At 64.8% G+C, this 26675-nt stretch carries 21 protein-coding genes and 1 pseudogene; 9 read left to right on the top strand and 13 right to left on the bottom strand.

What is annotated here, in order from left to right:
* Nucleotides 1-77 precede the first annotated feature (77 nt).
* From B597_RS35755 to glnK, 4 genes are all read right to left on the bottom strand, one after another.
* The gene (locus B597_RS35755; RefSeq protein ID WP_003295506.1) at nucleotides 78-503 is read right to left on the bottom strand and encodes a secondary thiamine-phosphate synthase enzyme YjbQ; all 426 of its coding nucleotides are present in this window, start codon (nucleotides 501-503) and stop codon (nucleotides 78-80) included.
* A 96-nt stretch (nucleotides 504-599) separates the two neighbouring features.
* A complete protein-coding gene (locus B597_RS35750; protein WP_003295504.1) occupies nucleotides 600-1850 on the bottom strand; it encodes an ammonium transporter in 1251 nt (416 codons plus the stop codon).
* Between the two features lie 122 nt (nucleotides 1851-1972).
* Complete coding sequence (locus tag B597_RS35745; RefSeq protein ID WP_003295503.1) at nucleotides 1973-3289, bottom strand: ammonium transporter; 1317 nt, start codon at nucleotides 3287-3289, stop codon at nucleotides 1973-1975.
* Between the two features lie 38 nt (nucleotides 3290-3327).
* Entirely contained in the window at nucleotides 3328-3666 is a 339-nt protein-coding gene (glnK, locus tag B597_RS35740) for a P-II family nitrogen regulator (RefSeq protein ID WP_003096476.1), read from the bottom strand.
* Between the two features lie 398 nt (nucleotides 3667-4064).
* Here glnK and B597_RS35735 point away from each other — a divergent pair, with 398 nt between their 5' ends.
* The 3 genes from B597_RS35735 to B597_RS35725 all read left to right on the top strand — a co-directional run bounded on the left by B597_RS35735 (nucleotide 4065) and on the right by B597_RS35725 (nucleotide 7962).
* On the top strand, nucleotides 4065-4325 hold the full coding sequence (locus tag B597_RS35735) for an accessory factor UbiK family protein (protein WP_003295501.1): 261 nt from the start codon (nucleotides 4065-4067) through the stop codon (nucleotides 4323-4325).
* A gap of 33 nt (nucleotides 4326-4358) precedes the next feature.
* Nucleotides 4359-5855 (top strand): YifB family Mg chelatase-like AAA ATPase, encoded by a 1497-nt coding sequence (locus tag B597_RS35730; protein ID WP_024162084.1) that lies wholly within the window; start codon nucleotides 4359-4361, stop codon nucleotides 5853-5855.
* A gap of 130 nt (nucleotides 5856-5985) precedes the next feature.
* A complete protein-coding gene (locus tag B597_RS35725) occupies nucleotides 5986-7962 on the top strand; it encodes a BCCT family transporter (protein WP_003295497.1) in 1977 nt (658 codons plus the stop codon).
* Between the two features lie 36 nt (nucleotides 7963-7998).
* On the opposite strand, the gene B597_RS35720 is transcribed toward B597_RS35725, so the two are convergent.
* Entirely contained in the window at nucleotides 7999-9627 is a 1629-nt protein-coding gene (locus tag B597_RS35720; protein WP_003295496.1) for a putative bifunctional diguanylate cyclase/phosphodiesterase, read from the bottom strand.
* Nucleotides 9628-9865: 238 nt separating this feature from the next.
* Here B597_RS35720 and rep point away from each other — a divergent pair, with 238 nt between their 5' ends.
* Together rep and trhA are read left to right on the top strand one after the other, a co-directional pair.
* Nucleotides 9866-11875 carry a DNA helicase Rep gene (gene rep / locus B597_RS35715; RefSeq protein WP_003295494.1) on the top strand — a complete coding sequence of 670 codons (2010 nt, stop codon included), beginning with the start codon at nucleotides 9866-9868 and terminating at the stop codon, nucleotides 11873-11875.
* 214 nt (nucleotides 11876-12089) lie between these two features.
* Nucleotides 12090-12707: a PAQR family membrane homeostasis protein TrhA gene (trhA, locus tag B597_RS35710; RefSeq protein ID WP_003295492.1), complete on the top strand. Its 618-nt coding sequence runs from the start codon at nucleotides 12090-12092 to the stop codon at nucleotides 12705-12707.
* A 1-nt stretch (nucleotide 12708) separates the two neighbouring features.
* Here trhA and B597_RS35705 read toward each other — a convergent pair whose 3' ends face one another.
* The 6 genes from B597_RS35705 to B597_RS35680 form a co-directional block, all read right to left on the bottom strand.
* Nucleotides 12709-13494: an IclR family transcriptional regulator gene (locus tag B597_RS35705; protein WP_003295490.1), complete on the bottom strand. Its 786-nt coding sequence runs from the start codon at nucleotides 13492-13494 to the stop codon at nucleotides 12709-12711.
* A gap of 252 nt (nucleotides 13495-13746) precedes the next feature.
* On the bottom strand, nucleotides 13747-15249 hold the full coding sequence (locus tag B597_RS35700; RefSeq protein ID WP_003295488.1) for a CoA-acylating methylmalonate-semialdehyde dehydrogenase: 1503 nt from the start codon (nucleotides 15247-15249) through the stop codon (nucleotides 13747-13749).
* Between the two features lie 4 nt (nucleotides 15250-15253).
* Nucleotides 15254-16420 (bottom strand): iron-containing alcohol dehydrogenase, encoded by a 1167-nt coding sequence (locus tag B597_RS35695; protein WP_003295485.1) that lies wholly within the window; start codon nucleotides 16418-16420, stop codon nucleotides 15254-15256.
* Nucleotides 16421-16692: 272 nt separating this feature from the next.
* A complete protein-coding gene (locus tag B597_RS35690) occupies nucleotides 16693-17304 on the bottom strand; it encodes a cyclodeaminase/cyclohydrolase family protein (protein ID WP_003295484.1) in 612 nt (203 codons plus the stop codon).
* Between the two features lie 83 nt (nucleotides 17305-17387).
* On the bottom strand, nucleotides 17388-18401 hold the full coding sequence (locus tag B597_RS35685; protein WP_024162082.1) for an HlyD family secretion protein: 1014 nt from the start codon (nucleotides 18399-18401) through the stop codon (nucleotides 17388-17390).
* A gap of 7 nt (nucleotides 18402-18408) precedes the next feature.
* Nucleotides 18409-19968, bottom strand: a complete 1560-nt coding sequence (locus B597_RS35680; protein ID WP_003295480.1) for an MFS transporter — start codon at nucleotides 19966-19968, stop codon at nucleotides 18409-18411.
* Between the two features lie 105 nt (nucleotides 19969-20073).
* On the opposite strand from B597_RS35680, the gene B597_RS35675 reads away from it, so the two are divergent.
* A complete protein-coding gene (locus tag B597_RS35675) occupies nucleotides 20074-20841 on the top strand; it encodes an IclR family transcriptional regulator (protein WP_003295478.1) in 768 nt (255 codons plus the stop codon).
* A 51-nt stretch (nucleotides 20842-20892) separates the two neighbouring features.
* Here the strand turns inward: B597_RS35675 and gap are convergent, their stop codons facing one another.
* Nucleotides 20893-21909 carry a type I glyceraldehyde-3-phosphate dehydrogenase gene (gene gap, locus B597_RS35670; protein ID WP_003295477.1) on the bottom strand — a complete coding sequence of 339 codons (1017 nt, stop codon included), beginning with the start codon at nucleotides 21907-21909 and terminating at the stop codon, nucleotides 20893-20895.
* A 174-nt stretch (nucleotides 21910-22083) separates the two neighbouring features.
* Here gap and B597_RS35665 point away from each other — a divergent pair, with 174 nt between their 5' ends.
* The 3 genes and pseudogenes from B597_RS35665 (at nucleotide 22084) to xpt (ending at nucleotide 26140) form a co-directional block, all read left to right on the top strand.
* The gene (locus B597_RS35665; RefSeq protein ID WP_003295476.1) at nucleotides 22084-23619 is read left to right on the top strand and encodes an alpha-amylase family glycosyl hydrolase; all 1536 of its coding nucleotides are present in this window, start codon (nucleotides 22084-22086) and stop codon (nucleotides 23617-23619) included.
* A gap of 2 nt (nucleotides 23620-23621) precedes the next feature.
* A pseudogene (locus B597_RS35660) lies at nucleotides 23622-25240 on the top strand (alpha-amylase family protein).
* 327 nt (nucleotides 25241-25567) lie between these two features.
* Nucleotides 25568-26140, top strand: a complete 573-nt coding sequence (gene xpt, locus B597_RS35655; RefSeq protein ID WP_003295475.1) for a xanthine phosphoribosyltransferase — start codon at nucleotides 25568-25570, stop codon at nucleotides 26138-26140.
* On the opposite strand, the gene B597_RS35650 is transcribed toward xpt, so the two are convergent.
* Nucleotides 26130-26666 carry a cupin domain-containing protein gene (locus B597_RS35650; protein WP_003295473.1) on the bottom strand — a complete coding sequence of 179 codons (537 nt, stop codon included), beginning with the start codon at nucleotides 26664-26666 and terminating at the stop codon, nucleotides 26130-26132. The genes xpt and B597_RS35650 overlap by 11 nt on opposite strands.
* Between the last annotated feature and the right edge of the window lie 9 nt (nucleotides 26667-26675).

Genomic DNA, 26675 nt, shown 5'->3' with positions numbered 1-26675 from the left:
GTTCTACCTCATGGCTTGCCAAAGCGGAGTAAGTTATAGCCCAGCGATGCGGAATGACCGACATCACCAAAAAAAATTCAACTTGCCGTCCCGTGCAGCGTTGCCACTATCTGCCGCGCGCCACCCTGGTCGCGGTGTTCCCCGAGATAGATCCCCTGCCAGGTGCCGAGCGCCAGGCGGCCTGCGCTGACCGGCAGGCTCAGTTGGCAGCCGAGCAGGCTGGCCTTGAAGTGTGCCGGCAAATCGTCCGGCCCTTCGTAGTCATGCTCGTAACCTTCATCGCCCTGCGGCACCAGGCGGTTGAAGAACCGTTCGAAATCGCGCCGCACAGCTGCATCGGCATTCTCGTTGATGGTCAGCGAGACCGAGGTATGTCGCAGCCACAGGTGTAACAGACCGACCTGGCATTGCCGCAGTTCCGGCAGCGCGGCGAGCAGCTCATCGGTGATCAGATGAAAGCCACGTGGCCGAGCGCGCAAGGTGATCAGGTTCTGTAGCCACATCTCGTCATGCTCAACGGCTGGTCGCGCGCATTCTAGCGTGACGCAGGAAAAAACAAAGGGCGCCAAAAGGCGCCCTTGTCATGAACCTGCGAATCGTTACTGGCGAGTGAACTCCGGGTAGGCTTCCAGGCCACACTCGACCACGTCCACCCCTTCGTACTCCTCTTCCTCGCTGACGCGCAGGCCCATCACCGCCTTGATGATGCCCCAGACGATCAGGCTGGCGATGAACACCCAGAGGAAGATCGACACCAGACCCAGCAGCTGCGCAGCGAAGGTGGCATCGGCGTTGGTCAGCGGCACGGCCAGCAGGCCCCACATGCCGGCAACACCATGCACGGAGATCGCACCGACCGGATCATCGAGCTTGAGCTTGTCCAGGCCGAGGATGCTGAACACCACCAGCACACCACCCACGCCACCGATCAACGTGGCCTGCAGGGCGCTCGGCGTCAGCGGCTCGGCAGTGATCGCCACCAGACCAGCCAGTGCGCCGTTGAGGACCATGGTCAGGTCGGACTTGCCGAACAGCAGGCGCGCGGTGATCAGCGCAGCGATCAGGCCGCCGGCTGCAGCCATGTTGGTATTGACGAAGACCTGAGCTACGGCGTTGGCGTCTTCGATGGTACTCATCTTCAGCTGCGAGCCACCGTTGAAGCCGAACCAGCCCATCCACAGAATGAAGGCACCGAGGGTCGCCATCGGCATGTTGGCACCGGGAATGGCATTGATCTGGCCGTTCGGGCCGTACTTGCCCTTGCGCGCCCCGAGCAGCAGGACACCCGCCAGAGCGGCAGCGGCACCAGCCATGTGCACCAGGCCCGAACCGGCGAAGTCGAGGAAACCAGCAGCGTCGAGGAAACCGCCACCCCACTTCCAGAAACCCTGGATCGGGTAGATGAAGCCGGTCATCACCACTGCGAAGGCGATGAAGGCCCAGAGCTTCATGCGCTCGGCCACCGCACCGGACACCACCGACATGCAGGTCGCGGCGAACACGATCTGGAAGAAGAAGTCGGCACGCGCGGAGTAGTAAGGCGCATCCTCACCACCGGCAGCGACCACGTCGACGGCGTTCTCGTCACCGATCAGGAAGCCCAGGCTCGGCAGGATGCCGCCGTCCGGACTGGAGTACATGATGTAGTAGCCGACCAGCAGATACATGATCGACGCCAGCGCGTAGAGCACGATGTTCTTGGTCAGGATCTCGGCGGTGTTCTTCGCCCGCACCAGACCGGCCTCGAGCATGGCGAAACCCGCCGCCATCCACATCACCAGCGCTCCGCAGATCACGAAGTAGAAGGTATCGAGTCCGTACTGGACGGGTATCAATGCAGTGCTATCCATGTTTCACCTCTTGCTGTCGCGCTTTTGCGCTGTTCGGCCCACAGGCCATCGCATGTCGCATCGATGGCCTGTGCCGCTTTTCGGATTGGCCCCGGGGTTGGCTCCGGGGTGCCCTGAATGGATTACAGGTTGTAGCCGCGCTCGTTATGCAGGCTGAGGTCGAGGCCGATGGTTTCCTGCTCCTCGTTGACCCGCAGCCCCATGACCAGATCGATCGCCTTGAGGATCAGGTAGGTGACGATGCCGGTGTAGACCACGGTGAAGAGCACGCCCTTGAACTGGATCCACAGCTGCAGGCCGATGTTCTCCACCTCACCGAAGCCACCCAGCATGGGCGCGGCGAAGATGCCGGTGAGCAGCGCACCGACGATGCCGCCGATCCCGTGCACACCGAAGGCGTCCAGCGAATCGTCGTAACCGAGCTTGCGTTTCAGGCTGGTGGCGCAGAAGAAGCAGACCACCCCCGACACCAGGCCGATAATCAGGGCGCCCATCGGGCCGACGGTGCCGGCAGCAGGCGTAATGGCGACCAGGCCTGCAACGACGCCGGAGGCGATACCCAGGGCGCTGGGTTTGCCGTGGCCGATCCACTCGGCGAACATCCAGCCCAGCGCAGCCGCCGCAGTGGCGATCTGGGTGACCAGCATGGCCATGCCGGCGGTGCCGTTGGCTGCGATGGCCGAGCCTGCGTTGAAGCCGAACCAGCCGACCCAGAGCATCGCGGCACCGATCAAAGTCAGACCCAGGTTGTGCGGCGCCATCGGCGTGGTCGGATAGCCCTTGCGCTTGCCCAGCACCAGGCAGGCCACGAGCCCGGCGATACCGGCATTGATGTGCACCACGGTGCCGCCGGCGAAGTCGAGCACGCCCCAATCCCACATCAGGCCGCCGTCGCCGCCCCAGACCATGTGCGCGATCGGCGCATAGACCAGGGTGAACCAGACCCCCATGAACACGAGCATCGCGGAGAACTTCATGCGCTCGGCGAAGGCGCCGACGATGAGTGCCGGAGTGATGATGGCGAAGGTCATCTGGAAGGTGATGAAGACGCTTTCCGGGAAGGCACCGACCAGACTGTCAGGGGTCAGGCCGCTGAGGAAGGCGCGATCCAGGCCGCCGACGAAGGAATTGAAGTTGGTGACGCCTGCTTCCATACCCGTGGTGTCGAAAGCGAGGCTGTAGCCATAGACCATCCAGAGGATGCTCATCAGGCCGGTGATGGCGAAGCACTGCATCATCACCGAGAGGATGTTCTTCGAGCGGACCATGCCGCCGTAGAACAGCGCCAACCCAGGGATGGTCATGAATAGCACCAGCGCAGTGGCCGTAAGCATCCATGCCGTGTCGCCTGAATCCAGCGTTGCCTCCTGCGCCATGGCCAGACCGGGGCTTAACAGAGACAAAAGGGCTCCTAGCCCTGCGAATCTTCGCAGAGTCATGGTTTTACTCCTGGGGCGTGGGGGTTCGGAGGTACGGCTTAAATCGCGTCGGTATCGGTTTCGCCGGTACGGATGCGGATGGCTTGTTCCAGGTTGACCACGAAGATCTTGCCGTCACCGATCTTGCCGGTGTTGGCCGCCTTGGTGATGGCCTCGATCACGCGATCGAGCTGGTCGTCAGCGATGGCCACGTCGATCTTCACCTTCGGCAGGAAGTCGACGACGTATTCGGCACCGCGATACAGCTCGGTGTGACCCTTCTGGCGACCGAAGCCTTTTACTTCGGTAACAGTGATGCCCTGTACGCCAATTTCCGACAGCGACTCGCGCACGTCGTCCAGCTTGAACGGCTTGATGATGGCAGTGACTAGTTTCATGAAAACTTCTCCCGTTTTAGGTGGACTTGCCCCAGAAGTACGAACCCGGCTCAAGTCTAAGCTCAGTGTCTGGCTCTTGTAACGCTCCGGCTGTAGCCGGGCGGCGGACCGACACCACCAACCTCTCCGACAAAGCGTCTCGAATCGCCCATGCACCGCAACCCGGTGGTGCATGCGTCGCTGGGGACAAAGCAGAATCGATGCCAGCTTTGCGCAAAGCCCGGTTTACGGGGCGCGCGCCAACATGGACGGGACCCGACGGACGGTTGCGCGCATGCAGTGCACATTATTGGTGCAAGGACGCACCACCGCTTGCTCATTTTTCGTGCACGCGCTGTCGCATAAGGTCGGAAAAAGCCCGTGCTACACTGCGCCCCGTTCAACGACAGGTGTTCTCAATGTTGCCGCCAAAAGCTTTCCTAGATGCCATCGGCTCCCAGGCTTCGCGCCTGTTCAATGGCGAAACGCCGCTACCACGTGGCGAGTTCGAAGCCCAGCTCAAGGCAGTCGTGCAGGGCGCGCTGAACAAGCTCGACGTGGTCAGCCGCGACGAATTCGACAGTCAGATGGTCGTGCTTGCCCGCACCCGTGCGCGCCTCGAGGCGCTCGAAGCCAAGGTCGCCGAACTGGAAGAAAAGCTCACACCGCCCGCTTCCTGACAGAGCGGGCCAGACGATCAAAGGAGTGATCGAATGTCCCTGGCCATTGTTCACAGCCGCGCCCAGATCGGCGTCGAGGCACCATCGGTGACCGTCGAGGCGCATCTGGCCAACGGTCTGCCGGCGCTGACACTGGTCGGCCTGCCGGAAACCGCGGTCAAGGAGAGCAAGGACCGCGTACGCAGCGCGATCCTCACCTCCGGCTTCGACTTTCCGCCCCGCCGTATCACCCTCAATCTTGCCCCCGCCGATCTGCCCAAGGATGGCGGCCGTTTCGACCTGTCCATCGCCCTGGGCATCCTTGCCGCCAGCGGCCAGCTGCCCGGCGATCGCCTGGACAGCCTGGAATGCCTGGGCGAACTGGCGCTATCCGGGACCCTTCGCCCGGTTCAGGGCGTATTGCCGGCGGCCCTCGCCGCACGAGCTGCGGGGCGCGCGCTGCTGGTGCCCAGGGCCAACGCCGAGGAAGCCAGCCTCGCCTCGGGCCTGACCGTCTATGCTGCCGAGCACCTGCTGGAAGTCGCCGCGCACTTCAACGGCGTTACGCCGCTCGAACCCTACGTGGCCCAGGGGCTGCTGCGGCAGATCCAGCCCTACCCGGACCTGGCCGACGTGCAAGGCCAGCAGGCCGCCAAACGCGGCCTGCTGATCGCCGCCGCCGGGGCACACAACCTGCTGTTTTCCGGGCCACCCGGCACCGGCAAGACACTGCTGGCCAGCCGCCTGCCCGGTCTCTTGCCGCCGCTGGACGAACAGGAGGCGCTGGAAGTCGCCGCCATCCACTCGGTGGCCAGCCACAGCCCGCTGCAGCACTGGCCGCAGCGCCCGTTTCGCCAGCCCCATCACAGTGCATCCGGCCCGGCGCTGGTGGGTGGCGGCAGCCGGCCGCAACCCGGCGAGATCACGCTGGCGCATCAGGGCGTACTGTTTCTGGACGAACTGCCGGAATTCGACCGCAAGGTGCTCGAGGTTCTTCGCGAGCCTCTGGAATCCGGCCACATCGTGATCGCCCGTGCGCGCGACAAGGTGCGCTTTCCGGCGCGTTTCCAGCTGGTCGCGGCCATGAATCCCTGCCCGTGCGGCTATCTAGGTGATCCCAATGGCCGCTGCCGCTGCACGCCGGACCAGATCCAACGCTACCGCAGCAAGCTCTCCGGCCCGCTGCTCGATCGCATCGACCTGCACCTGACCGTGGCGCGCGAGGCCACGGCGCTCAACGCGCCCCCACAAGCGGAGCAGAGCAGCGCCATACTGGCCGCCCAGGTGGCGCAGGCGCGGCGACTGCAACTGGCCCGCCAGGGTTGTGCCAATGCCTTTCTCGACCTTGCCGGTATGCGCGAGCACTGCCGGCTCAGCCACGAAGACCAGACCTGGCTGGAACGCGCCTGCGAACGCCTCACGCTGTCACTGCGGGCTGCACACCGCCTGCTCAAGGTGGCGCGCACCCTTGCCGACCTGGAACAGGCCGAGCGCATCGGTCGCCAGCACCTCGCCGAAGCCCTGCAGTATCGGCCCGGCAGCCAGGCCTGAGCCACCTTGCGACGGGGGTTTGGCAGGTATCGATTGCCAGCCGACAGACGGAAGCCTTGGCCGTCTGTGTTAAGTTGCATGCTTTTCGCCGACGGCGAACACTCCCCAGACGCAACCGAAGGAGCGCAGCATGGAGGCAAAACAGCCCTCTTCCTCCCATCTCAACGCACCGGTCTTTTACGGCTCGGCACTCATCATCCTGGCGCTGGTGATCTACAGCGTAGCCTTCCAGGGCCATGCACAAGCGCTTTTCGGCGATACCCAAGCCTGGATCATCGCCAATGTCAGCTGGCTGTACATACTCGCCGTCGCGCTGATCCTGCTGATGGTCGTGCTGCTGGCCTTCAGTCGCTACGGCGACATCAAGCTCGGCCCGGATCACAGTGTGCCGGATTACAGTGCACTGACCTGGTTCGCCATGCTGTTTTCCGCCGGCATGGGTATCGGCCTGATGTTCTTCGGCGTTGCCGAGCCGGTGATGCACTTCCTCTCGCCACCGACCGGTGAAGGCGGTACCACGCTCGCCGCGCGCGAGGCGATGAAGATCACCTTCTTCCACTGGGGCCTGCATGCCTGGTCGATCTACGCCATCGTGGCGATGATCCTGGCTTATTTCGCCTACCGCCATGGCCTGCCGCTGACCCTGCGCTCGGCGCTCTACCCCTTGATCGGCGAACGCATCTACGGGCCGATCGGGCATGCCGTGGACATCTTCGCCATCATCGGCACCGTGTTGGGCGTGGCGACCTCGCTAGGCCTGGGCGTCACCCAGATCAACACCGGCCTGAACCACCTCTACGGGCTGCCGATCTCGGTGCCGGTGCAGATCGGGCTGATCATCGCCACCACCCTGCTGGCCACGGTTTCGGTCGTCACCGGCCTGGACAAGGGCGTACGCCGCCTGTCGGAGCTGAACCTGACGCTGGCGGCGCTGCTGCTGCTGCTGGTGCTGATTGCCGGGCCGACGGTTTTCATCCTGCAGACCTTCGTGCAGAACACCGGCAGCTACCTGTCGGATATCGTCAACAAGACCTTCAACCTCTACGCCTACGAGCCGAACGACTGGATCGGCGGCTGGACCCTGTTCTACTGGGGCTGGTGGCTGGCCTGGTCGCCCTTCGTCGGGCTGTTCATCGCGCGGATTTCGCGCGGACGGACGATCCGCGAGTTCGTCACCGGCGTGCTGCTGGTGCCGACCGCCTTCACCCTGCTGTGGATGACCGTGTTCGGCGATACCGCGATCCACATGATCCTCTGGGAACATGTTGGCAGCCTCGGCGAGGCCATCGAGCGCGACAGCTCTCTGGCATTGTTCGCCTTCCTCGAGCACTTCCCCTTCTCGGCGCTGATATCGCTGATCGCCATCGTCATGGTGGTGGTGTTCTTCGTCACTTCGGCCGACTCCGGTGCGCTGGTCGTGGACATGCTCGCCTCTGGCGGCCAGCAGGGCACGCCGGTATGGCAGCGGATCTTCTGGGCGGCATCGATGGGCGGTGTCGCCATCGCGCTGCTGCTGGCCGATGGCCTGACCGCGCTGCAGACGGCGACGATCGCCAGTGCCCTGCCCTTCACCATCGCCCTGCTCTGCTCGATGTGGGGCCTGCTCAAGGCGCTGCGCCTGGACGCGACCAAGCAGGGGCTGCGCTATCAGGCGCTGAGCACTTCACCCAGCGCACCGCGCAGCGAGGGCGGCTGGCAGCGGCGCCTGCGGACACTGATGCTGTTCCCGCGCCGCGCCCATGTGGTGCGTTTCATCGCCGAAGTGGTGCATCCGGCCTGCGAGGCCATCGCCGAGGAAATGCGCAAGCAGGGCTATACCGTCGAGATCAGCGAAGGCGAGGACCGCCGAGTACGTTTCGAGATCGTCCACGAGGGCGAGCCGGACTTCATCTACGAGGTTCGCCCACGGGCCTATGCGATGCCCAGCTTCGTCGCCGCCAGCAGCGAGGATGACGAGCGCGAGGAGCGCAAGTACTTCCGCGCCGAGGTGCATCTCAAGGAAGGTGGCCAGGACTACGACGTGATGGGCTGGAGCCGCGAGGACGTGATCAGCGACATCCTCGGCCAGTATGAAAAGCACATGCACTTCCTGCACATGGTCCGCTGAAGCGCAGACCGGTCTGCCGCGAACGCGGCGGACCGGTCAGTGCGCCAGTCCCGCGCGTTGCTCGACCTGCATGAAAGCCATCAGCTCGGCCAGCGGTAGCGGCTGGCTGACCAGGTAGCCCTGCACCTGCTGCGCGCCGAACTGGCGCAGCAGCTCGAGCTGCTCGGCCGTTTCGACCCCTTCGGCCACGACCTCCAGGCGCAGGTTGTGCGCCAGCCCGACCATCGCCTGCACCAACTGCCGTTTTTCCGGCCGGACGCTCATGCTGGCGACGAAACTCTTGTCGATCTTCAACAGCGTGATGGGCAGGCTGGACAGGTGGACGAACGAGGAGAAGCCGGTGCCGAAGTCGTCCAGCGAGAAGCGCACGCCCAGCTGGCCCAGCGCCGCCATGGCGGTCTGCACTTGCTCGCTGCGGCGCATCACCGCGGTTTCGGTGAGTTCGAATTCCAGCCAGTGCGGGTCGATGCCGCGCTCCTCGATGAGCCGATTGAGCGTCGGCAGCAGCTGGCTGTCCTGGAACTGGCGAAACGACAGATTGACCGCCATGTGCAGCGCATCCGCCCCACCCTCGTGCAGGCTCTGCAGGTCGCGCAATGCCCGGGCGATCACCCAATAGCCGAGCGGCACGATCAGGCCACTCTCCTCGGCCATGGGAATGAAGGCATCAGGCCCCAGCAGCCCGTGCTCGGGGTGCAGCCAGCGTACCAGCGCCTCGATCCCGACGATGCGCCCGGTGCCCAGGCACAGCCGCGGCTGATAGTGCAGTTCCAGCTCGCCGCGACGCAGCGCACGACGCAACTCGCCCTCCTGATCGGCCAGGCTGCGCGCCCCGCGACTGACATGCTCGTCGTAGAAGCACCAGGTGCAACCCTGGCCAGCCTTGGCCTGACGCATGGCGATCTGTGCGTGCCAGAGCAGCGGGTCGGCGCCGACACCAGTGCTGGCGCGCGCCAGCCCGAGACTGCAACCGAGCATCAGGCTCTCGCCTTCCACCCAGTAAGGTTCGGCCAGCGCCTCGACGATGCGATCGGCAACCGCCTCGGCCCGCCCAGCGCCGCCGTGGGTGTCGAGCAGCAGAGCGAATTCGTCACCGCCCAGCCGCGCCAGCATGTCGCCGACCTCCAGCTGCGCCTTGAGCCGCGCCACCACCTGCAGGATCAGCCGATCGCCGGCCTGATGACCGAGCGCGTCGTTGACGTGGCGGAAGTTGTCCAGGTCCAGGTAACCGAGCACCAGCCCTTGCCCCTGATGCCCGGCCAGGGCATCGGGCAGCAGCGCCTGGAAGCCCTGGCGATTGACGATGCCGGTATGCGGGTCCTGCTCGGCGAGTCGTTGCAGCGTGCCCTGCAGGTTGCAGCGCTCGCGCACGTAGCGCAGGCAGCGGCGCAGCACCTCGGCACTCAACTGATCGGCCACCAGCCAATCCACCGCACCTTCCGGCGGCTCCGCAGGCTCGTCATCGAGCAGCAGGATCAGCGGCCAGGGGTAGCGCCCGGCCGCTGGCCGGCACTGCGGCGTGGTCAGCAGCACGCAGGGCGATTCAAGCTGTGCGCGGGCGGCGTCAGGGTCTTGCGCGACGACCAACTGCTCCTTGCCGGGTGAAAGGCAGGCGCGCAGCCGCTCGGCCCATTCGGGCTGATCGGCGATCAACAGCAGCGGCATGGATTGGACGGGCGCTGGCACGCAGCCTCCGGACTCGATAGGTTGAAGACGCGCCGTGCGCGCCCGGTTCCCGCACCGTCCCTATGCAACTGCCTCCGGCAACGCACAAGACTAATCGATTATTTGCCCCAGCCAAGCCCCGGGCGCGACGATCGGCGCTTTAGCAAGCATGCAACGGACCAGCATCGGCGCACCAGCCTGTTAAACTCCCGTCCCCGCTTCGAACGACCTGAACGACATGTCCCGACTCAATCCTCGGCAACAGGAAGCCGTGAACTACGTCGGCGGCCCCATGCTGGTGCTCGCCGGCGCCGGCTCCGGCAAGACCAGCGTGATCACCCGCAAGATCGCCTACCTGATCCAGCAGTGCGGCATCCGCGCCCAGTACATCGTCGCCGTGACCTTCACCAACAAGGCCGCACGCGAGATGAAAGAGCGCGTCAGCAGCCTGCTGCGTGGTGGCGAAGGCCGCGGCCTGACGGTTTCGACCTTCCACAACCTCGGCCTGAACATCATCCGCAAGGAATACGCCAAGCTCGGCTACAAGCCCGGCTTCTCGATCTTCGACGAGGGCGACATCAAGGCCCTGCTGACCGACATCATGCAGAAGGAATATGCCGGTGATGACGGCGTCGACGAAATCAAGGGCTACATCGGCAACTGGAAGAACGACCTGATCACCCCCGAGGACGCGCTGGCCAACGCACGCAACCCCAAGGAGCAGACCGCAGCGATCGTCTACACCCACTACCAGCGCACGCTCAAGGCCTACAACGCGGTGGATTTCGACGATCTGATCATGCAGCCGGTGAAGTTGTTCCAGAACCACCCCGAGGTACTGGAGAAGTGGCGCAACAAGGTGCGCTACATGCTGGTGGACGAATATCAGGACACCAACGCCAGCCAGTACCTGCTGGTGAAACTCCTCGTACAGGAGCGGGCGCACTTCACCGTGGTCGGCGATGACGACCAGTCGATCTATGCCTGGCGCGGCGCGCGGCCGGAAAACCTGATGCAGCTGAAGGAAGACTTCCCTTCGCTGAAGGTGGTGATGCTCGAACAGAACTACCGCTCCACCAGCCGCATCCTCAAGTGCGCGAACGTGCTGATCGCCAACAACCCGCACGCCTTCGAGAAGCAGCTGTGGTCGGAAATGGGCCACGGCGACGCCATACGGGTGATCCGCTGCCGCAACGAGGAAGCCGAGGCCGAGCGGGTGGCGGTGGAGATCCTTACCCTGCACCTGAAGACGCAGCGTCCCTACAGCGACTTCGCCATCCTCTACCGCGGCAACTACCAGGCCAAGCTGATCGAACTGAAGCTGCAGCACCATCAGATTCCCTATCGGCTGTCCGGCGGCACCAGCTTCTTCGCCCGCCAGGAAGTGAAGGACCTGATGAGCTACTTCCGCCTGCTGGTCAATCCGGACGACGACAACGCCTTCCTGCGGGTGATCAACGTGCCGCGCCGCGAGATCGGCTCGACCACCCTGGAAAAGCTCGGCAACTATGCCACCGCACGCAAGATCTCGATGTACGCCGCCTGCGACGAGATGGGCCTGGGCGAACATCTGGACAGCCGTTTCACCGATCGCCTGTCGCGCTTCAAGCGCTACATGGACAACCTGCGCCAGCAATGCGCGCAGAACGACCCGATCGCCGCCCTGCGCAGCATGGTCATGGACATCGATTACGAGACCTGGGTGCGCTCGCAGACCTCCAGCGACAAGGCTGCGGATTTCCGCATGGGCAACGTCTGGTTTCTCATCGATGCGCTGAAGAACACGCTCGAGAAGGACGAAGAAGGCGAAATGACCATCGAGGAAGCCATCGCCAAGCTGGTGCTGCGCGACATGCTCGAACGTCAGCAGGAAGAGGAAGAAGGCGCCGAGGGCGTGCAGATGATGACCCTGCATGCCTCCAAGGGGCTGGAGTTCCCCTACGTGTTCATCCTTGGCATGGAGGAGGAAATCCTCCCGCACCGCTCCAGCATCGAGGCCGACACCATCGAGGAAGAACGTCGTCTGGCCTATGTCGGCATCACCCGCGCACGGCAGAACCTGGCGATGACCTTCGCCGCCAAACGCAAGCAGTACGGCGAGATCATCGAATGCATGCCCAGCCGCTTCCTCGACGAACTGCCGCAGGAAGACCTGGAATGGGAAGGCCAGGAAGATGCGCCGGTGGAGGTGAAGGCCGCGCGCGGCAACGACGCGCTGGCGGCGATGCGGGCGATGCTGAAGCGTTAGGCGGAAAAAACGCCTGAAGCCTGAAATGCGACAGCAACCTGCCTTCTCCAGACCTGTGGGCGCGGCCTCGCGGCGATGCCGGCCGAAGGCTGGCAAACAGCCCGAAGCCTGAAATCGCCCTGCGCCCTGAATTCCGACGATCATCATCGGTCTGTCTGTATCCCGTAACCCACACGCGGCATGCTTGGTTGGTCGCGCTTCCTGGAGGGACTCGATGTATCACGGCGAACGCTTCAATGCCTGGACGCACCTGGTCGGTGCCGTGCTGGCCTGCCTGGGTGCCATCTGGCTGCTGGTGCTGGCGACACTCGACGGTACGGTAACCAAGATCGTCAGCGCAGCGATCTACGGCCTCAGCCTGATCCTGCTCTACAGCACATCTACCCTGTACCACAGCCTGCGCGGGCGACCGAAGGTGGTGATGCGCAAGCTCGATCACTTGTCGATCTACCTGTTGATCGCCGGCAGCTACACGCCGTTCTGCCTGGTGACCCTGGCCGGCCCCTGGGGCTGGACACTGTTCGGCATCGTCTGGGGCCTGGCGGTGATCGGTATGCTGCAGGAGATCAAGCCACGCTCGGAAGCACGGGTGCTGTCGCTGGTGATCTACGCGGTGATGGGCTGGATCGTGCTGGTGGCGGTCGAACCGCTACTGGCTGCATTGGGTGGCGCCGGCTTCACCTGGCTGCTGGCCGGCGGCATCTGCTATACGGTTGGCATCCTGTTCTTCGTCTTCGACGACCGCTTCCGTCACTGGCACGGCATCTGGCACCTGTTCGTGATGGTCGGTAGCCTGCTGCACTTCGTTGCCATCCTGTTCTACGTGATCTGAGTCAGCGCTGCTCCAGCGCCGCCGCGCTGCCAAGCACGGCTTCCAGCTCCTGGGCGGCGGTGCGCAGATGCGGCACGAACTCCAGCAGCTGTGCCATCGAGCAGCGGATCACCGGCGCATGGCTGAACAGACAGGCCAGCAACTGGCCCTGGGCATCGCGCACCGGCACTGCGCAGGCCACCATGCCGTCGATGAACTCCTCCGAGTCGATGCCCAGATCCTCCTCGCGGATGCGCGCCAGGTCGTCACGCAATGCGCTGAGGTCGGTGATGGTATTGCGAGCCATGCGTTGCAGTGGCAGGCGCGGCAGCACGCGCTCCAGCTGTTCGGCTGGTAGCGAGGCAAGGTAGAGCTTGCCGCTGGCGGTGCACCATAGCGGCGTGTGGCTGCCGATGGGCAGATTGATCTGCAGCGGCCAGTTGGTCTGCACGCGGTCGAAGTAGAGCATGTCCAGGCCGTCCGGGATCGCCAGGCCGCAGGTCTCGCCGATCGCTTCGGACAGCTGACGCAGGATCGCCTGACGCAGGGCCTTGTGCCGACTGCTGCGCAGGACGTTCAGCGCTGCGACATGCAGGCGCTCGCCGGGCAACAGGCCGCCACGCAGGCCGAATTGCAGGAAGCCTTCCCTCTCCAGCGTTTGCACCAGCCGGTGTGCGCTGGCCTTGGGAATGTCCAGCCGTTCGGCCAGGGCAGTCGGGCTGAGCGGCTCCTTCGCTGCAGCCACCGCCTCGATGATTTCCAGCACACGAGTGATGGAGGAGCCTTTTTCGCGAAGAGTGCTGCGCATCGTCTGCCTTGTCGTTGATGAATAGGAGTGGCTTGCGGAAGTCGCAGTGTATCGCTGCCGGCATGAGATCGGCTGGCCCGCTGCCGCGCTGGTGGGCTGAAGCCCACCCTACGTCGAACTGCCCAGGCCCGGCAGGGTGGGCTTCAGCGCACCGATACGTCACAGCGCCAGTCATGGGATGAGCGCCCCTTGGTGGGCTGAGGCCCGCCCTACGGAACTACGGAGCGAGGCCGGCCCGGTGGAAGCCGGAACCTACTTCATGGTCGGCATGGCGAAATCCGCCCCCGCGCGAATCCCGGTCGGCCAGCGCCGGGTCACGGTCTTCATCCGGGTGAAGAAGCGCACGCCGTCCGGGCCATGCATGTTCAGCGGGCCGAACACCGAGCGTTTCCAGCCACCGAAGCAGTGGAAGGCCATGGGCACCGGGATCGGCACGTTGACGCCGACCATGCCGACCTTGACGTTCTCCTCGAATTGCCGCGCCGTATCACCGTCACGGGTGAAGATCGAGGTGCCGTTGCCGTATTCGTGGTCGTTGACCAGTTTCAGTGCTTCGTCGAACGAATTCACCCGCACCACGGCGAGCACCGGGCCGAAGATCTCTTCCTGGTAGATGCGCATCTCCGGGGTGACGCGGTCGAACAACGTCGGGCCGACGTAGAAACCATTCTCGTAACCCTCGACCTTGATCCCGCGACCGTCGCAGACCAGGCTGGCGCCTTCGGCGACACCGAGGTCGATATAGCCGCTGACCTTCTGCTGATGCTCGCGGGTCACCAGCGGACCCATGTGCGGTTCGGGCTCGACGCCCAGTCCGGGGCCGGTGCGCATCTGGCCGATTTCGCTTTGCAGCATGCCGACCAGCTTGTCCGCCACCTCGTCGCCGACGCATACCGCCACCGAAATCGCCATGCAGCGCTCGCCGGCCGAGCCGTAGGCTGCGCCCATCAGCGAGCTGACCACCTGCTGCGGATCGGCATCGGGCATCACCACCATGTGGTTCTTCGCGCCGCCCAGCGCCTGGCAGCGCTTGCCGTGGGCCGAGGCGGTGGCGTAGATGTACTCGGCGATCGGCGTCGAGCCGACGAAGCTGACCGACTGCACGCGCTCGTCGGTGAGCAGCACGTCCACCGCCTCCTTGTCGCCGTTGACGATGTTCAGCACGCCAGCCGGCAGCCCCGCCTCGGCCAGCAGTTCGCCGAGCAGCATGGTGGCGCTGGGGTCCTTTTCCGAGGGTTTGAGCACGAAGGTATTCCCGCAGGCGATGGCCACCGGCAGCATCCACAGCGGCACCATGGCCGGGAAGTTGAACGGGGTGATCCCGACACAGACGCCCAGCGGCTGCATCAGTGAGTTGGAATCGATGTCGCGACCGACGTTGGAGGAGAACTCGCCCTTGAGCAGGTGCGGGATGCCGCAGGCGAACTCGACCACTTCCAGCCCGCGGGTGACTTCGCCCTGGGCGTCGGAAAATACCTTGCCGTGCTCGCTGGTGATCAAGCGGGCAACGTCGTCGCGGCGCCACTCGAGCAGTTCCTTGAAGCGGAACATCACCCGTGCACGCACCAGCGGAGGGGTCTTCGACCAGCCTTCGAAGGCGGCCTGGGCGGCCGCGATGGCCTCGCGGGTCTCGTCCGCCGAGGACAGCGAGACGTACAGGCGCGGCTCACCGGTGGCCGGGTTGTAGACGGTCGCGTGGCGCTCGGAGCGGCCGGCGACGGCCTCGTTGTTGATCAGATTGCCGAGGGTCTGCATGGCTTCACTCCTGGTTCCAGACGGTTTCGTAGAGATCGATGATTTGCGCTTCCGTGGGTACGCGCGGGTTATTGCCAGGCGAGCCGGAGGCAAGGGCCTGGCGCGCCATGGTTTCGCGCAGCTCGAAGAAGCGTTCGCGGGCGATGCCGAACTGCTCCGGGCTCGGCACCTGCAACTCTTGATTGATCGCGCGAAGCTCGGTCAGCAGCTTGTCGTTCGCCACTTCAACGCTGTCGCCCTCACCCGCCACGCCCATGGCACGCGCGCAGTCGGCGTAGCGCTCGGGAGCGGCGGGAATCGAGAACGCCGTGATCGCCGGCAGCAACATGGCGTTGGACAGCCCGTGCGGCACATGGAAGAAGGCACCGATCGGACGGCTCATGCCGTGCACCAGCGCCACCGAGGCGTTGGAGAAGGCGATCCCGGCCAGCGTCGCGCCGAGCATCATCGCTTCGCGGGCGGCGCGGTTGCCGGGCTCGTGATAGGCCGCGCGCAGATTGGGCGCCAGCAGTCGCATGGCCTGCAGTGCCTGGGCATCGCTGTACAGGCTGGCCTTGCGGCTGACGTAGGCCTCGATGGCATGGGTCAGCGCGTCGATGCCGGTGTCGGCGGTCACCCGCGGAGGCAACGACAGGGTCAGTTCGTAGTCGATCAGCGCAGCGACCGGCATGAAGCCGAGGCCGGCACAGAGCATCTTCTCGTCACTGGTCTCGTCGGTGATGATGGTGAAGCGCGTCGCTTCCGAGCCGGTTCCGGCCGTGGTGGGGATGGCGATCAGCGGCAGGCCGGCTTCGCTGACATCGCGTGGGAAGCGGTAGTCGCGCATCTCGCCGCCGAACTTGCCGAGGATGCCGATGGCCTTGGCCGAATCGATCGGACTGCCCCCGCCGAGGGCGATGATCGAGTCGTAATCGCCCTGGCGAACCATCTCGACACCCGCATGAATCGACGCCGCGGTCGGCTCCGGCAGGGTGTCGGCAAAGCAGTCGCAGGGGATATCGGCCTTGGCCAGCGTTTCGCTGATGCGCGCGACATAACCCAGCTCGACCATCATCCGGTCGGTGACGATCAGGGGCTTGCTGCAGCCCAGGTTGTGAAGCACGGAAACGATCTGCTGACTGGCGCCGGCGCCGACTTCCATCAGGCGCGGCAGGACGATGCGGTGGCTCATGGCTTTCTCCGTGTGCAGCCGCAAGGTCCAGCGCCCGACCGAACGGCCAGTGCATGAAAAAGCGGCGATTGCAGGGTGGCCTCAAGGCCTCTTTTGTTATTTCGGAACCCTATGTCTCACTTCGGCTTGCAGACTAGAAACAACACGCACCAGCCGTCAACAAAAATGAGACTTTTTTTCTCATTTTCGATCCGTCACTACTCGCTTGATTTCGCAGCCCGTCTGCTCGCCAGCAGACACGCCGCTGCAGCCGGCCCGGCGCGAGCACCTGATCAGTCGACGTGCGCAGCAGCGTCCTGAACCAGATCGAGCAACCGCCGCAGCCGCTCATCGGCCTGTTCCTGCAGCCGTTGACGTGCCTGGGCAACCAGATCGCGCTCGGCGACGTCCTCGACCATTGGCAGATCGGCATCGACATTGATCAGCGCGGCGCTGAGCCCGGCATGCACGAGCACAGCGCCGGCCTGCACATCGCTGCGCAACATGGGCAGCACCAGGGGCCAGGCGGATACGGCGAGGCCGAGCGCCTGCAGGCAGCAATGCGCCGTGGCCAGTGGCACGGCGCAGGTCTGGCGAGATGCCGCCTGCCGGCTTTCGGGCTGGCCGCGACGAGCAGCACTCAGATAATCGTCGAACGCCTGCATGTCATCGTCGGCAAAGGCGCCAGGCCTGCCCAGCAACGTTTCGGCCGATCGCACAAGGTGCTGGCGCTCTGCGCCAGTCCCGTGAACCTCGCTGATCCGCAGCCCCTTGAGAATCAGCGCCAAGCCGATATCAGCGGTGACGGCCGCCGCTGCGCCGCAGCCGGGGGTCGGCTGAGCGGCGGCAATCGCGGAACGGAAGTCGGCCAGTGTCCAGTTCCAGGCGCCTTTCGTTTCCGGCATTTTCGGATTCCCCTGCACCGAATCGGATAGTCATTCAGACCGGGTCCATTCTGCAGAGTTGCCGGCGCGCAGCCGCCCGGGGTTCAGCTGCTCTCGCCCAGCAAGGTCGGCACCACCGACATGCCCACACGCAACCGCGCCAGCGCCGGCTGACCGGGTTCGAAGACGATCTTCACCGGCAGCCGCTGCACGACCTTGGTGAAGTTGCCTGTGGCATTGTCCGGCGCCAGTGGCGAAAAAGTGACGCCCGTCGCAGGAGCCAGGCTGTCCACATGGCCGCGCAGCTCAACGTCCGGCAGCGCATCGATGCGCAGCGTGACCGGTTGCCCCGCATGGATCTTCGCCACTTCGGTTTCGCGGAAGTTCGCCGTCACGTACAACTCGGCCAGCGGGACGACCGCCAGCAGGTTATTACCCGGCGCAACGTAGGCGCCGGGAGTGACGGCACGAGCACCGACCGTGCCCTCGAACGGCGCAAGGATCTCTGTGTAGGAGAGCTGCAGAGCAGCCTGATCACGAACCGCCTCCGCCCTGGCCAGGGCGGCCTTGGCCTGGTCGATCTGCGCCTCGATCACGAAGATTTCCTTGCTGGCAGCAGTCCGCGCGGCCCGGTCGCGCTCGCGCACGGCGATCCAGTGCTGCAATTCAGAACTGGCCTTCTCCTGCTCCTCACGTGGCACCGCGCCGAGCCTGGACAGCCGCAGATAACGCTCGGCACTGGCCTGCGCGAAGTTGAGCGAGGCGCTGTCGGCACGGATGGTCGCAGCAGTTTGCTCGATCAACGCATCCTGGCGGACAAGCATCGCCTGAAGATTCGCGATTGCCGCGAGGGCGGCAGTGACATCCGCTTCTGCCAGCCTCAAGGCGACGCGATAGTCACGATCATCCAGGCGCACGAGCGGCTGGCCGGCCTGCACGCGCTGGTGGTCCTGCACCAGCACCTCGGCCACGTGCCCGGCGATCTTCGGCGCAATCCACGTGGCATCGGCACGCACATAGGCATCGTAGGTGCTGGTATCCGATGGGCCGGCAACTACAAAAAATCCGCCGATGAGCAGGGCGGCGGCCATGGGGAGCATTAATAGTTTGGCGTTCATAAAAGACTCAACGAGTGGCGGCAACGGCCGGCGGTTGCGGTGGATAGGCACGCGTGGGTAAAAAAACCAACAAGAGCAACATCAGCATCAGCACGCCGATGATGCTCAGGTAGGCATCGGCCATGGACAGCACGTGGGCCTGGTCGCGGACACGTCCGGCAACATCAGCCAGGTTCGCGCCGTTCCAGAACCCGGACTGCGCCCCGAGCTGATCGAGCAGAACGAAGGAATGGAACTGCTCGCGATGGCTGAGCAAGGCGTCCATCAGGGCTACGCCGATGACGCTGCAGATGCCGCGAATCCCATTGACCATGGCGGAGGCGAACGGTCCTTCCATGGGATGCACCACGCCGGTCGAAATCATCAAAAGCGGCACGACCACCATCGGCTGGCCCATGGCCTGAAGCACCTGGCTCAGATAGAAATTCTCCACTGCCCAGGCGGAAGTCAGCCGGCTTCCGGCCAGGCACGCGCAGATCATCAGCAGCAGCCCGGCACCTGCCACCCAACGGGCATCCACGGTCCGGCGATTGATCAACGTGGCCACCAGGGGCGCCAGCAGCAGTTGCGCCAGCGCATGGCCCAGCGCCAACGGCGCGACCTGCACCGGCCGAAAGCCGTGCACCTGGCTCATGTACAGCAGCGGCAGGTTGCCGGCAGTCACGACCAGCATCATCAGCGCCAGCGTCGAGACGCCATAGGCAAAATTACGCCGGGCGAACAGTTGCAGCTTGATCAGCGGCAGGGGGTGAAACCACTCGTGCAGCAGGAACAACGGCAACAGCACTGCCGCGCCCAGCAGCAGCGCCCTGATCAGTTCGGAATTCAGCCAATCGAGCCGCTCGCCCTGCTCCAGCGCGAGCACCAGAAAGACAATCCCGAGGCAGCCGAGTAGCGCACCCTGCCAGTCCGCCTGCCTGAAACGTTCCAGGCGCAGGGGGTCTTGCGGCAGGCCATAGGCGATCAGGCTAGCGCCGAGCAGACAGGGCGGTACGATCTGCCAGAACACCCACTGCCAGCCAACCGCCTCGGTCCATAAGGCCGACAGTGGCAGTGCGAGGTTCGGCCCGAAGGTCGCGGTCAACGCATAGGCACCCAGGCCGTAGATCTTCGCGTGCCAGGGAAGAAAGCGCAGTGCGGCGGTCATCAGCAGCGGCGGCAGCGAACCGGCCGCCAGCCCTTGCAGGATGCGTAACAGAATCAGGCTGTCGGCGTTCGGCGCCAACGGGCACAGCACGCCCAACCCGGCGAAGATCAGCGTCATGCCGATGCCGAAGCGGCGCAGCGAGAAGGTCACGGCCAGCCAGGGCGCAATGAACATGGCCGCGACCTCGGCGGCTACATAACTGGCAGTGACCCAGGTGCCGGCGTCATAGCTGATGCCGAATGCGCCGCGCAGATCGGCGAGAGCGATCGAGGTGATCCGGCTATTGATGCCGGCGGTCAGGGTGGCCAGCAATACCCCGACCAGCCCCAGCGCCAGCCGAAAGGTGAACGGCGTGGGCAGCGACGGGCTCGCCGCAACCGCTGTCGCAGCAGCCGATTCTCGAATTGCAGACGCGACCATGATAAGAGCTACCCACGGATGACCGAGGGCTCCGAAAATTTCGATGGATGGAAATATTCGGTGCAGTGTACCGTATAACGATACAGGCACAACACAGGCGAACCGATGACTACCAGCACAGCAAACAACCAGGACGATGCCGGCCGCGGGGCGATCCAGGTCATCAGCCGTGCGGCAGCGGTCTTGCGTGCACTCGAAGGTCAGAACAAGGGCATGAGCCTTGGCGCCATCGCAAAGGCCATCGCCCTGCCCCGCTCCACCGTGCAGCGCCTGGTTGCCGCGCTGGAAGTCGAAGGCCTGGTGGAAGCCGCACCGGGTGGCATGCGCCTGGGGCCGGCAATCCTGCGACTGGCGTCAAGGGTCAATGGCGACCTCGTCAGCCTGGCCAGGCCGCATCTCCAGAGCCTGGCAGAAGCATGCGACGAGACCGTCTGCCTGATCCAGGCCAAAGGCACCACGCTAGGTATCGTCCACGCGCTCGTCTCCAGCCAGGAACTGCGCGTGGCGCCGATGCCAGAGCAGTTTCTGCAAATGCATGCCACCAGTGCCGGCAAGGCCCTGCTGGCCGACCTGCCCGAGGAAACCATCGACGGCCTGCTGCCCGATCCCCTGCCTCAGCTCACCGCGCGCACCATCAACAGCCGCGCGGCGCTGCACAGGGAGCTCGCCCAGGTTCGCCTGCACGGCTTCTCCTATGACAGGGAGGAGCATGTCCAGGGCGTATGCGCCATCGGCACCGCGCTGCACGTGGGCGGGGTGACGTACGCGCTATGCATACTGGCGCCCGCCTTCCGCTTCGAATCGGCCCTGGAGCGCTTGCGCCAGGGGCTGCTCGAATGCAGACAGGCAATCGAGCGCAGTTGCGGACTCTAGCCGTGTCCGCCGCGCGCTCGAAGCCCTGGGCACAAGGCTATGCAAACGGCCTCATGCGGCCGCACCGGCTGCGCCCCATGCCAGCAGGACATCCAGCATGCGGTTGGAAAAGGCCCATTCATTGTCATACCAGGCCAACACCTTCACCAGGTCGCCCTGAACCCGGGTGTGGTTGAGATCGGCCACGCACGACGTCGGGTGGCCGAAGAAATCGCGGGAAACCAGCGGCAGGTCGTTGCACTCCATCACGCCGGGCAGCATGTTCTTCGCGCCTTCGCGCAGGATCTGGTTGACCTCCTCGACGCCCGCCGGCGCACGCTCGGCGGTGAAGGTCAGGTCGACCAGCGACACGTTCGGCGTCGGCACCCGCACCGCCAGGCCATCCAGACGCCCGGCCAGTTCCGGCAGGACCAGGCCGATCGCCTTGGCCGCCCCGGTGGTCGAGGGAATCATCGATTCGGCCGCCGCGCGGGCGCGGTAGAGGTCCTTGTGGGCCTTGTCCAGCAGGCTCTGGTCGTTGGTATAGGAGTGCACGGTATTGAGCAGTCCCTGACGGATACCCAGCGCTTCGTGCAGCACCTTGGCCAGCGGGGCCAGGCAATTGGTGGTACACGAGGCGTTGGAAATCACCTGCTGGCTGGCACCGAGCAGCTCATGATTGACCCCGTAAACCACGGTCAGGTCGGCGTCCTCCAGGGGATGCGAGGCGAACACCCGGCCGGCGCCAGCCTGCAGGTGCTGCTCGATCTGCGAGCGCTGCTTGAACTTGCCGGTGCATTCGAGCACCACGTCGACAGCCAGGGCCTTCCATGGCAGCTGGGTCGCATCGCGCTCGGCGAGCAGGCGAATGGACTGGCCACGCACCACCATCGAATCCCCCTGCAGCTCGACCGGTTCGGGAAAGCGACCGAAGGTCGAATCGAAGCGCGTCAGATGCACCAGCGTCCGGTGCTCGCTGAGATCGTTGATGGCGACCACCTGTACCCGGTCCTGCAGCCCGCGTTCGAACAGCGCGCGCACGACCGCGCGACCGATACGCCCATACCCATTGATGGCAATACGCAGCATGGCAAATCTCCTCGGAGCGGATTGAAAGTCAGATGCTAGCTTAGGCGCAGTATCCGGCCTTGCGTTCGACCCCGATCAATGAACCGACGAACCCATGCGCCGATGACCAGTCGTAACCTGACAGAGCGGCGGTGCAGGGCCGGCCGCAAGCGAGACGCATGGGGGGTGCAGAGCATGAGCGAGACAACCCGAACACCCTGGTGGATCGGCGCGACCGTCTATCAGATCTACCCGCGCTCCTTCGCCGACAGCAATGGCGATGGCATCGGCGACCTCAATGGCGTGCTGCACCATCTGGATCACCTGCAGGCGCTGGGCGTCGATGCGCTCTGGCTGTCGCCGATCTTCCGTTCACCCATGGCCGACGCCGGCTACGACATCAGCGACTACTGCGACATCGACCCGCTGTTCGGCTCGCTGGAGGACATCGACCGGCTGATCGGCGAAGCCCACGCCCGCGGCATTCGCGTGCTGCTCGATTTCGTGCCCAATCACAGCTCGGACGAACACCCCTGGTTCATCGAATCGCGCAGCTCGCGGGATAACCCCAAGCGCGACTGGTACATCTGGCGCGACCAACCGAACAACTGGCGCGCCGCGCTGGGCGCCGGCAGCGCCTGGACCTGGGACGAGCACACCCAGCAGTACTACCTGCACCTGTTCCTCGCCAAGCAGCCGGACCTCAATTGGCGCAACCCGGAAGTCGTCGAGGCGATGCACGGCGTGCTGCGCTTCTGGCTCGAGCGCGGCGTCGACGGCTTTCGCATCGACGTCATCCACTGCACTGGCAAGGACCCGAGTTTCGCCGACGACCCGCGCTGCCAGGCCGGCCAGCCGCTCTCCGACTTCAACGACCAGCCCTACAGCCACGAGGTTCTGCGCGGCCTGCGCAAGCTGGTCGAAAGCTACCCGGGCGAGCGCATGCTGGTCGGCGAGGTGAATATCCGCTCCACCGAGCGCGTGCTGCAGTACTACGGCGCCGGCGACGAGCTGCACCTGGCCTTCAACTTCAATCCGCTCGATGCGCCCTGGGACCCGGTGCTGTTTCGCACCTGCATCCGCGAGGTCGAGCATTGGCTGCAGCCAGCTGGCGCCTGGCCGACCTGGGTGCTGTCCAACCACGACAACGTGCGCCAGCGCAGCCGCTACCAGGGCTGCGAGCGCGCCGCACGGGCTGCCGCGTTGCTGCTGCTGACATTGCGTGGCACGCCGTTCATCTACCAGGGCGAAGAGCTGGGCCTGGAAGATGCGCCGATCACTGCCGAAAGACGTATCGATCCGGGCGGACGTGATGGCTGCCGGGCGCCGATTCCCTGGCAAGCCAAACCGCCGCATGGCTGGAATGGCGCGACGCCCTGGCTGCCTTTTCCACCCGAAGCGGACGAACTGGCGGCGGAACGGCAGGTCGGCGCGGCGAACTCGATGTTCGCGCTCTATCAGCGCCTGCTGGCCACGCGCAAGGCCAGCCCGGCGCTGCACCACGGTGATTTCGAGGAGCTGCCTTCGCATCCCGAGGTGCTGGCCTATCGCAGGCAGCTTGGCGAGGATCGCCGGCTGGTCTGCATCAATTTTTCCGATCACCCACACGCCTTCCCGCAGAGCGATCACTGGACGGTGCAGATCGCCAGCGATGGCATCGGGGAAGACGAATCGTTCGACGGCCGCCTGGCAGCCGGCCAGGCGCTGATCCTGCGTCCGAGGGAGACCTGAGCATGCGCCCACTCTGGTATCGCAACGCGGTGATCTATCAGGTCGATCCCGCCCTGTTTCGCGACAGCAACGGCGACGGCTGCGGCGACCTGCGCGGCATCACCGAACGCCTGGACTACATCCGCGGACTGGGCGCCACCGCGGTGTGGATCATGCCGTTCTACGCATCGCCCTTTCGCGACGCCGGTTACGACGTCACCGATCACCTGCAGGTTGCACCGCGCTTCGGCGACCTGGCCGACATGGTCGCGCTGCTGGAGAAGGCCGAGGAGCTGGGCCTGCATGTGATCGTCGAACTGCTGGTGCAACACACCTCCAGCGAGCACAAGTGGTTCCAGGAGGCCCGCCGGGACCGCAACTCGCCCTACCGCGGCTATTACATCTGGGCCGACGAGCCGGACGACTCCATCGAGCCGGTCTTCCCGACGGTGGAGGACAGCGTCTGGACCTGGGACGAGCAGGCCGGGCAGTACTACCGCCATCTGTTCTACAAGCACGAGCCGGATCTTGACCTGACCAACCCGCGGGTGATCCACGAGATCGAGCGAGTCATGTCGTTCTGGCTGCGCCTGGGCGTCTCCGGCTTTCGCATCGACGCGGCCGTGCATATGGTGCGCCAGGCTGGCGGCGGCGACCTGAAAAAGGGCTACTGGCTGCTTGAGCATATGCGTGATTTCGTCACCATGCGCCGCCCGGAAACCGTGCTGCTCGGCGAGATCGATACCGATCCGGAGAAGTACGTCGAGTATTTTGGCGACGAGGCCGACCGCGTCACCCTGTTGCTCGATTTCTGGACCAACAACCACTTCTTCCTGGCGTTGGCGCGACAACGGGCAGAGCCCCTGTGCCGCGCCCTGAACGGCCAGCCACTGCCGCCGAGCCACTCACAGTACGCGCTATGGATTCGCAACCATGACGAACTGAGCCTGGATCGCCTGAACGAAAGCGAGCGCAACGAGGTGATGGAAACCTTCGCCCCCGACCCGCGGATGCGCGCCTACAACCGCGGCATCCGCCGAAGGCTCGCGCCCATGCTCGATGGCGATGAACGCCGCATTGCCGCCAGCCACGCCCTGCTGTTTTCACTTCCGGGCACGCCGATCATCCGCTACGGCGAGGAGATCGGCATGGGCGATGATATGGAACGCCCGGAACGGGAGGCCGTGTGCACGCCCATGCAGTGGTCCAACGAGCCAACGCCGGTTTTTCCTGCACCACTGGCGAGCTGGCCGCGCCGTTGATCGACGAGGGTCCGTTCAGCTACGCGAAAATCAACGTGTTCGCCCAGACTCTGCGCAGCGACTCGCTGATGGCGCGCACCGGCAACATGATCCGCACCCGCATCGGTCTGCGCGAAATCGGTATTGGCGAGCGCCAGACAGTCGGGGTCGACGATCCCGCGGTATTCGCCATTCGTCACGACAACGGCTCCACGGTGCTCATGCTGGTCAATCTGGCGGACCGGGAGACAACCGTGACGATTCAGGCCGATGACCTTCAGGACATGGTCGACGTACTCGCCGATCGCGAATACGGCCAGCCGGAAGGGTCGCCCTTGAAGCTCGGGCTCGGACCTTACGGCTACCGCTGGCTGCGGCGCAAGCAGCAGCTGTTCGGCTGAACATCGCCGGAATACTGCAGGCTGACCGCGACGGCGCACTGCGTTAGCCATTACCCCGCCGCCATTCGCCCCGCCAAATGTCGCTGTTCGATGGGGCGGCGGGCGCTCGCCGGCTGTCGTTCGAAATAGCGGACTGAACGGTCCACTTGGACCCGAGCATGGAATTGAGCGAGAATGCGCGGCTTTCCAGGCTGCGGGAAACGCTGGCGAATGGATGCAGGATCGAATCGGGCTGGGCGCTCGCCATCATGGCGCAGCGCCCAGTCGGCTTTCGGGAGCGCGAATCGTCAGGGGTACCGAGCCGCCCACGCTTGAGGTAGCGCGTTTGTGGAACAGCTGAAACAGAAGATCCGCAATGAAGGCGTCGTACTGTCCGACCGAGTGCTCAAGGTCGATGCCTTCCTGAACCATCAGATCGACCCCGTGCTGATGCAGCAGATCGGCCAGGAATTCGCCCGGCGGTTCCGCGACGAGGGCATCACCAAGATCGTCACCATCGAGGCCTCCGGCATCGCCCCGGCGATCATGGCGGGACTGGAGCTGGGCGTGCCGGTGATTTTCGCCCGCAAGCATCAATCGCTGACGCTGACCGACCATCTGCTGACCGCTTCGGTGTATTCCTTCACCAAGCAGGTCGAAAGCACCATCGCGATTTCAACCAATCACCTCTCCGACGCCGACCGCGTGCTGATCATCGATGACTTCCTGGCCAACGGCAAAGCGGCCAAGGGCCTGATCTCAATCATCAACCAGGCCGGTGCCAGCATCGCCGGCCTCGGTATCGTGATCGAAAAGTCATTCCAGACCGGCCGCCAGGAACTCGAAGAAGCGGGCTATCGCATCGAGTCGCTGGCACGGGTCGCCTCGCTGGCCAACGGCGAAGTGCAGTTCATCGACTGACCGGCGCCGCCTCGCCACGCCAGAGCGTCACCAGCGCACCCTGGGTGCCCGCCAGCGGATCGCTGACGGGCACGCCGACCCGGGCGATGCGCTCGCGTGCCTGGTCGTGCGTGGCCGCATCCGGTCGCTGCATGTCGTACTGCTGATCGACGGGATAGCCCGCCACCACCTGAAAATCCTCGCTCGCCTGCAACGCGCAATGCCCGGTCCCGGCTGGCAGCACCAGCGCATCGCCGGCGCGCAGATCGACCTCCTGTCCCTGCTCGCCTCCCAGCTTGAGCCGCGCCCAGCCGCTGGCCACGCCCAGCACCTCATGGGCGGTGGAATGGTAGTGGTGATAGTCATAGACGGTGCCACGCCAGGCCGAAGGCCAGAGATGGCTGTCGAACAGCCGCTCGAAGGCGTCCGCGGGACTCGGCCCGGCCAACGGCAGCTGACGATAGATCAGTACCGGATGCGGGCTGTTGGGGGTGCGTCCGTCGCTGGTCAGGCGCAACTGCTCGGGTTGTGGTGCGGTACTGGGCATGCAGGGCTC

It is taken from the genome of Stutzerimonas stutzeri KOS6 (assembly GCF_000307775.2).
Taxonomy (GTDB): domain Bacteria; phylum Pseudomonadota; class Gammaproteobacteria; order Pseudomonadales; family Pseudomonadaceae; genus Stutzerimonas; species Stutzerimonas stutzeri_B.
This window is presented reverse-complemented; position numbering and strand designations above follow the sequence as displayed.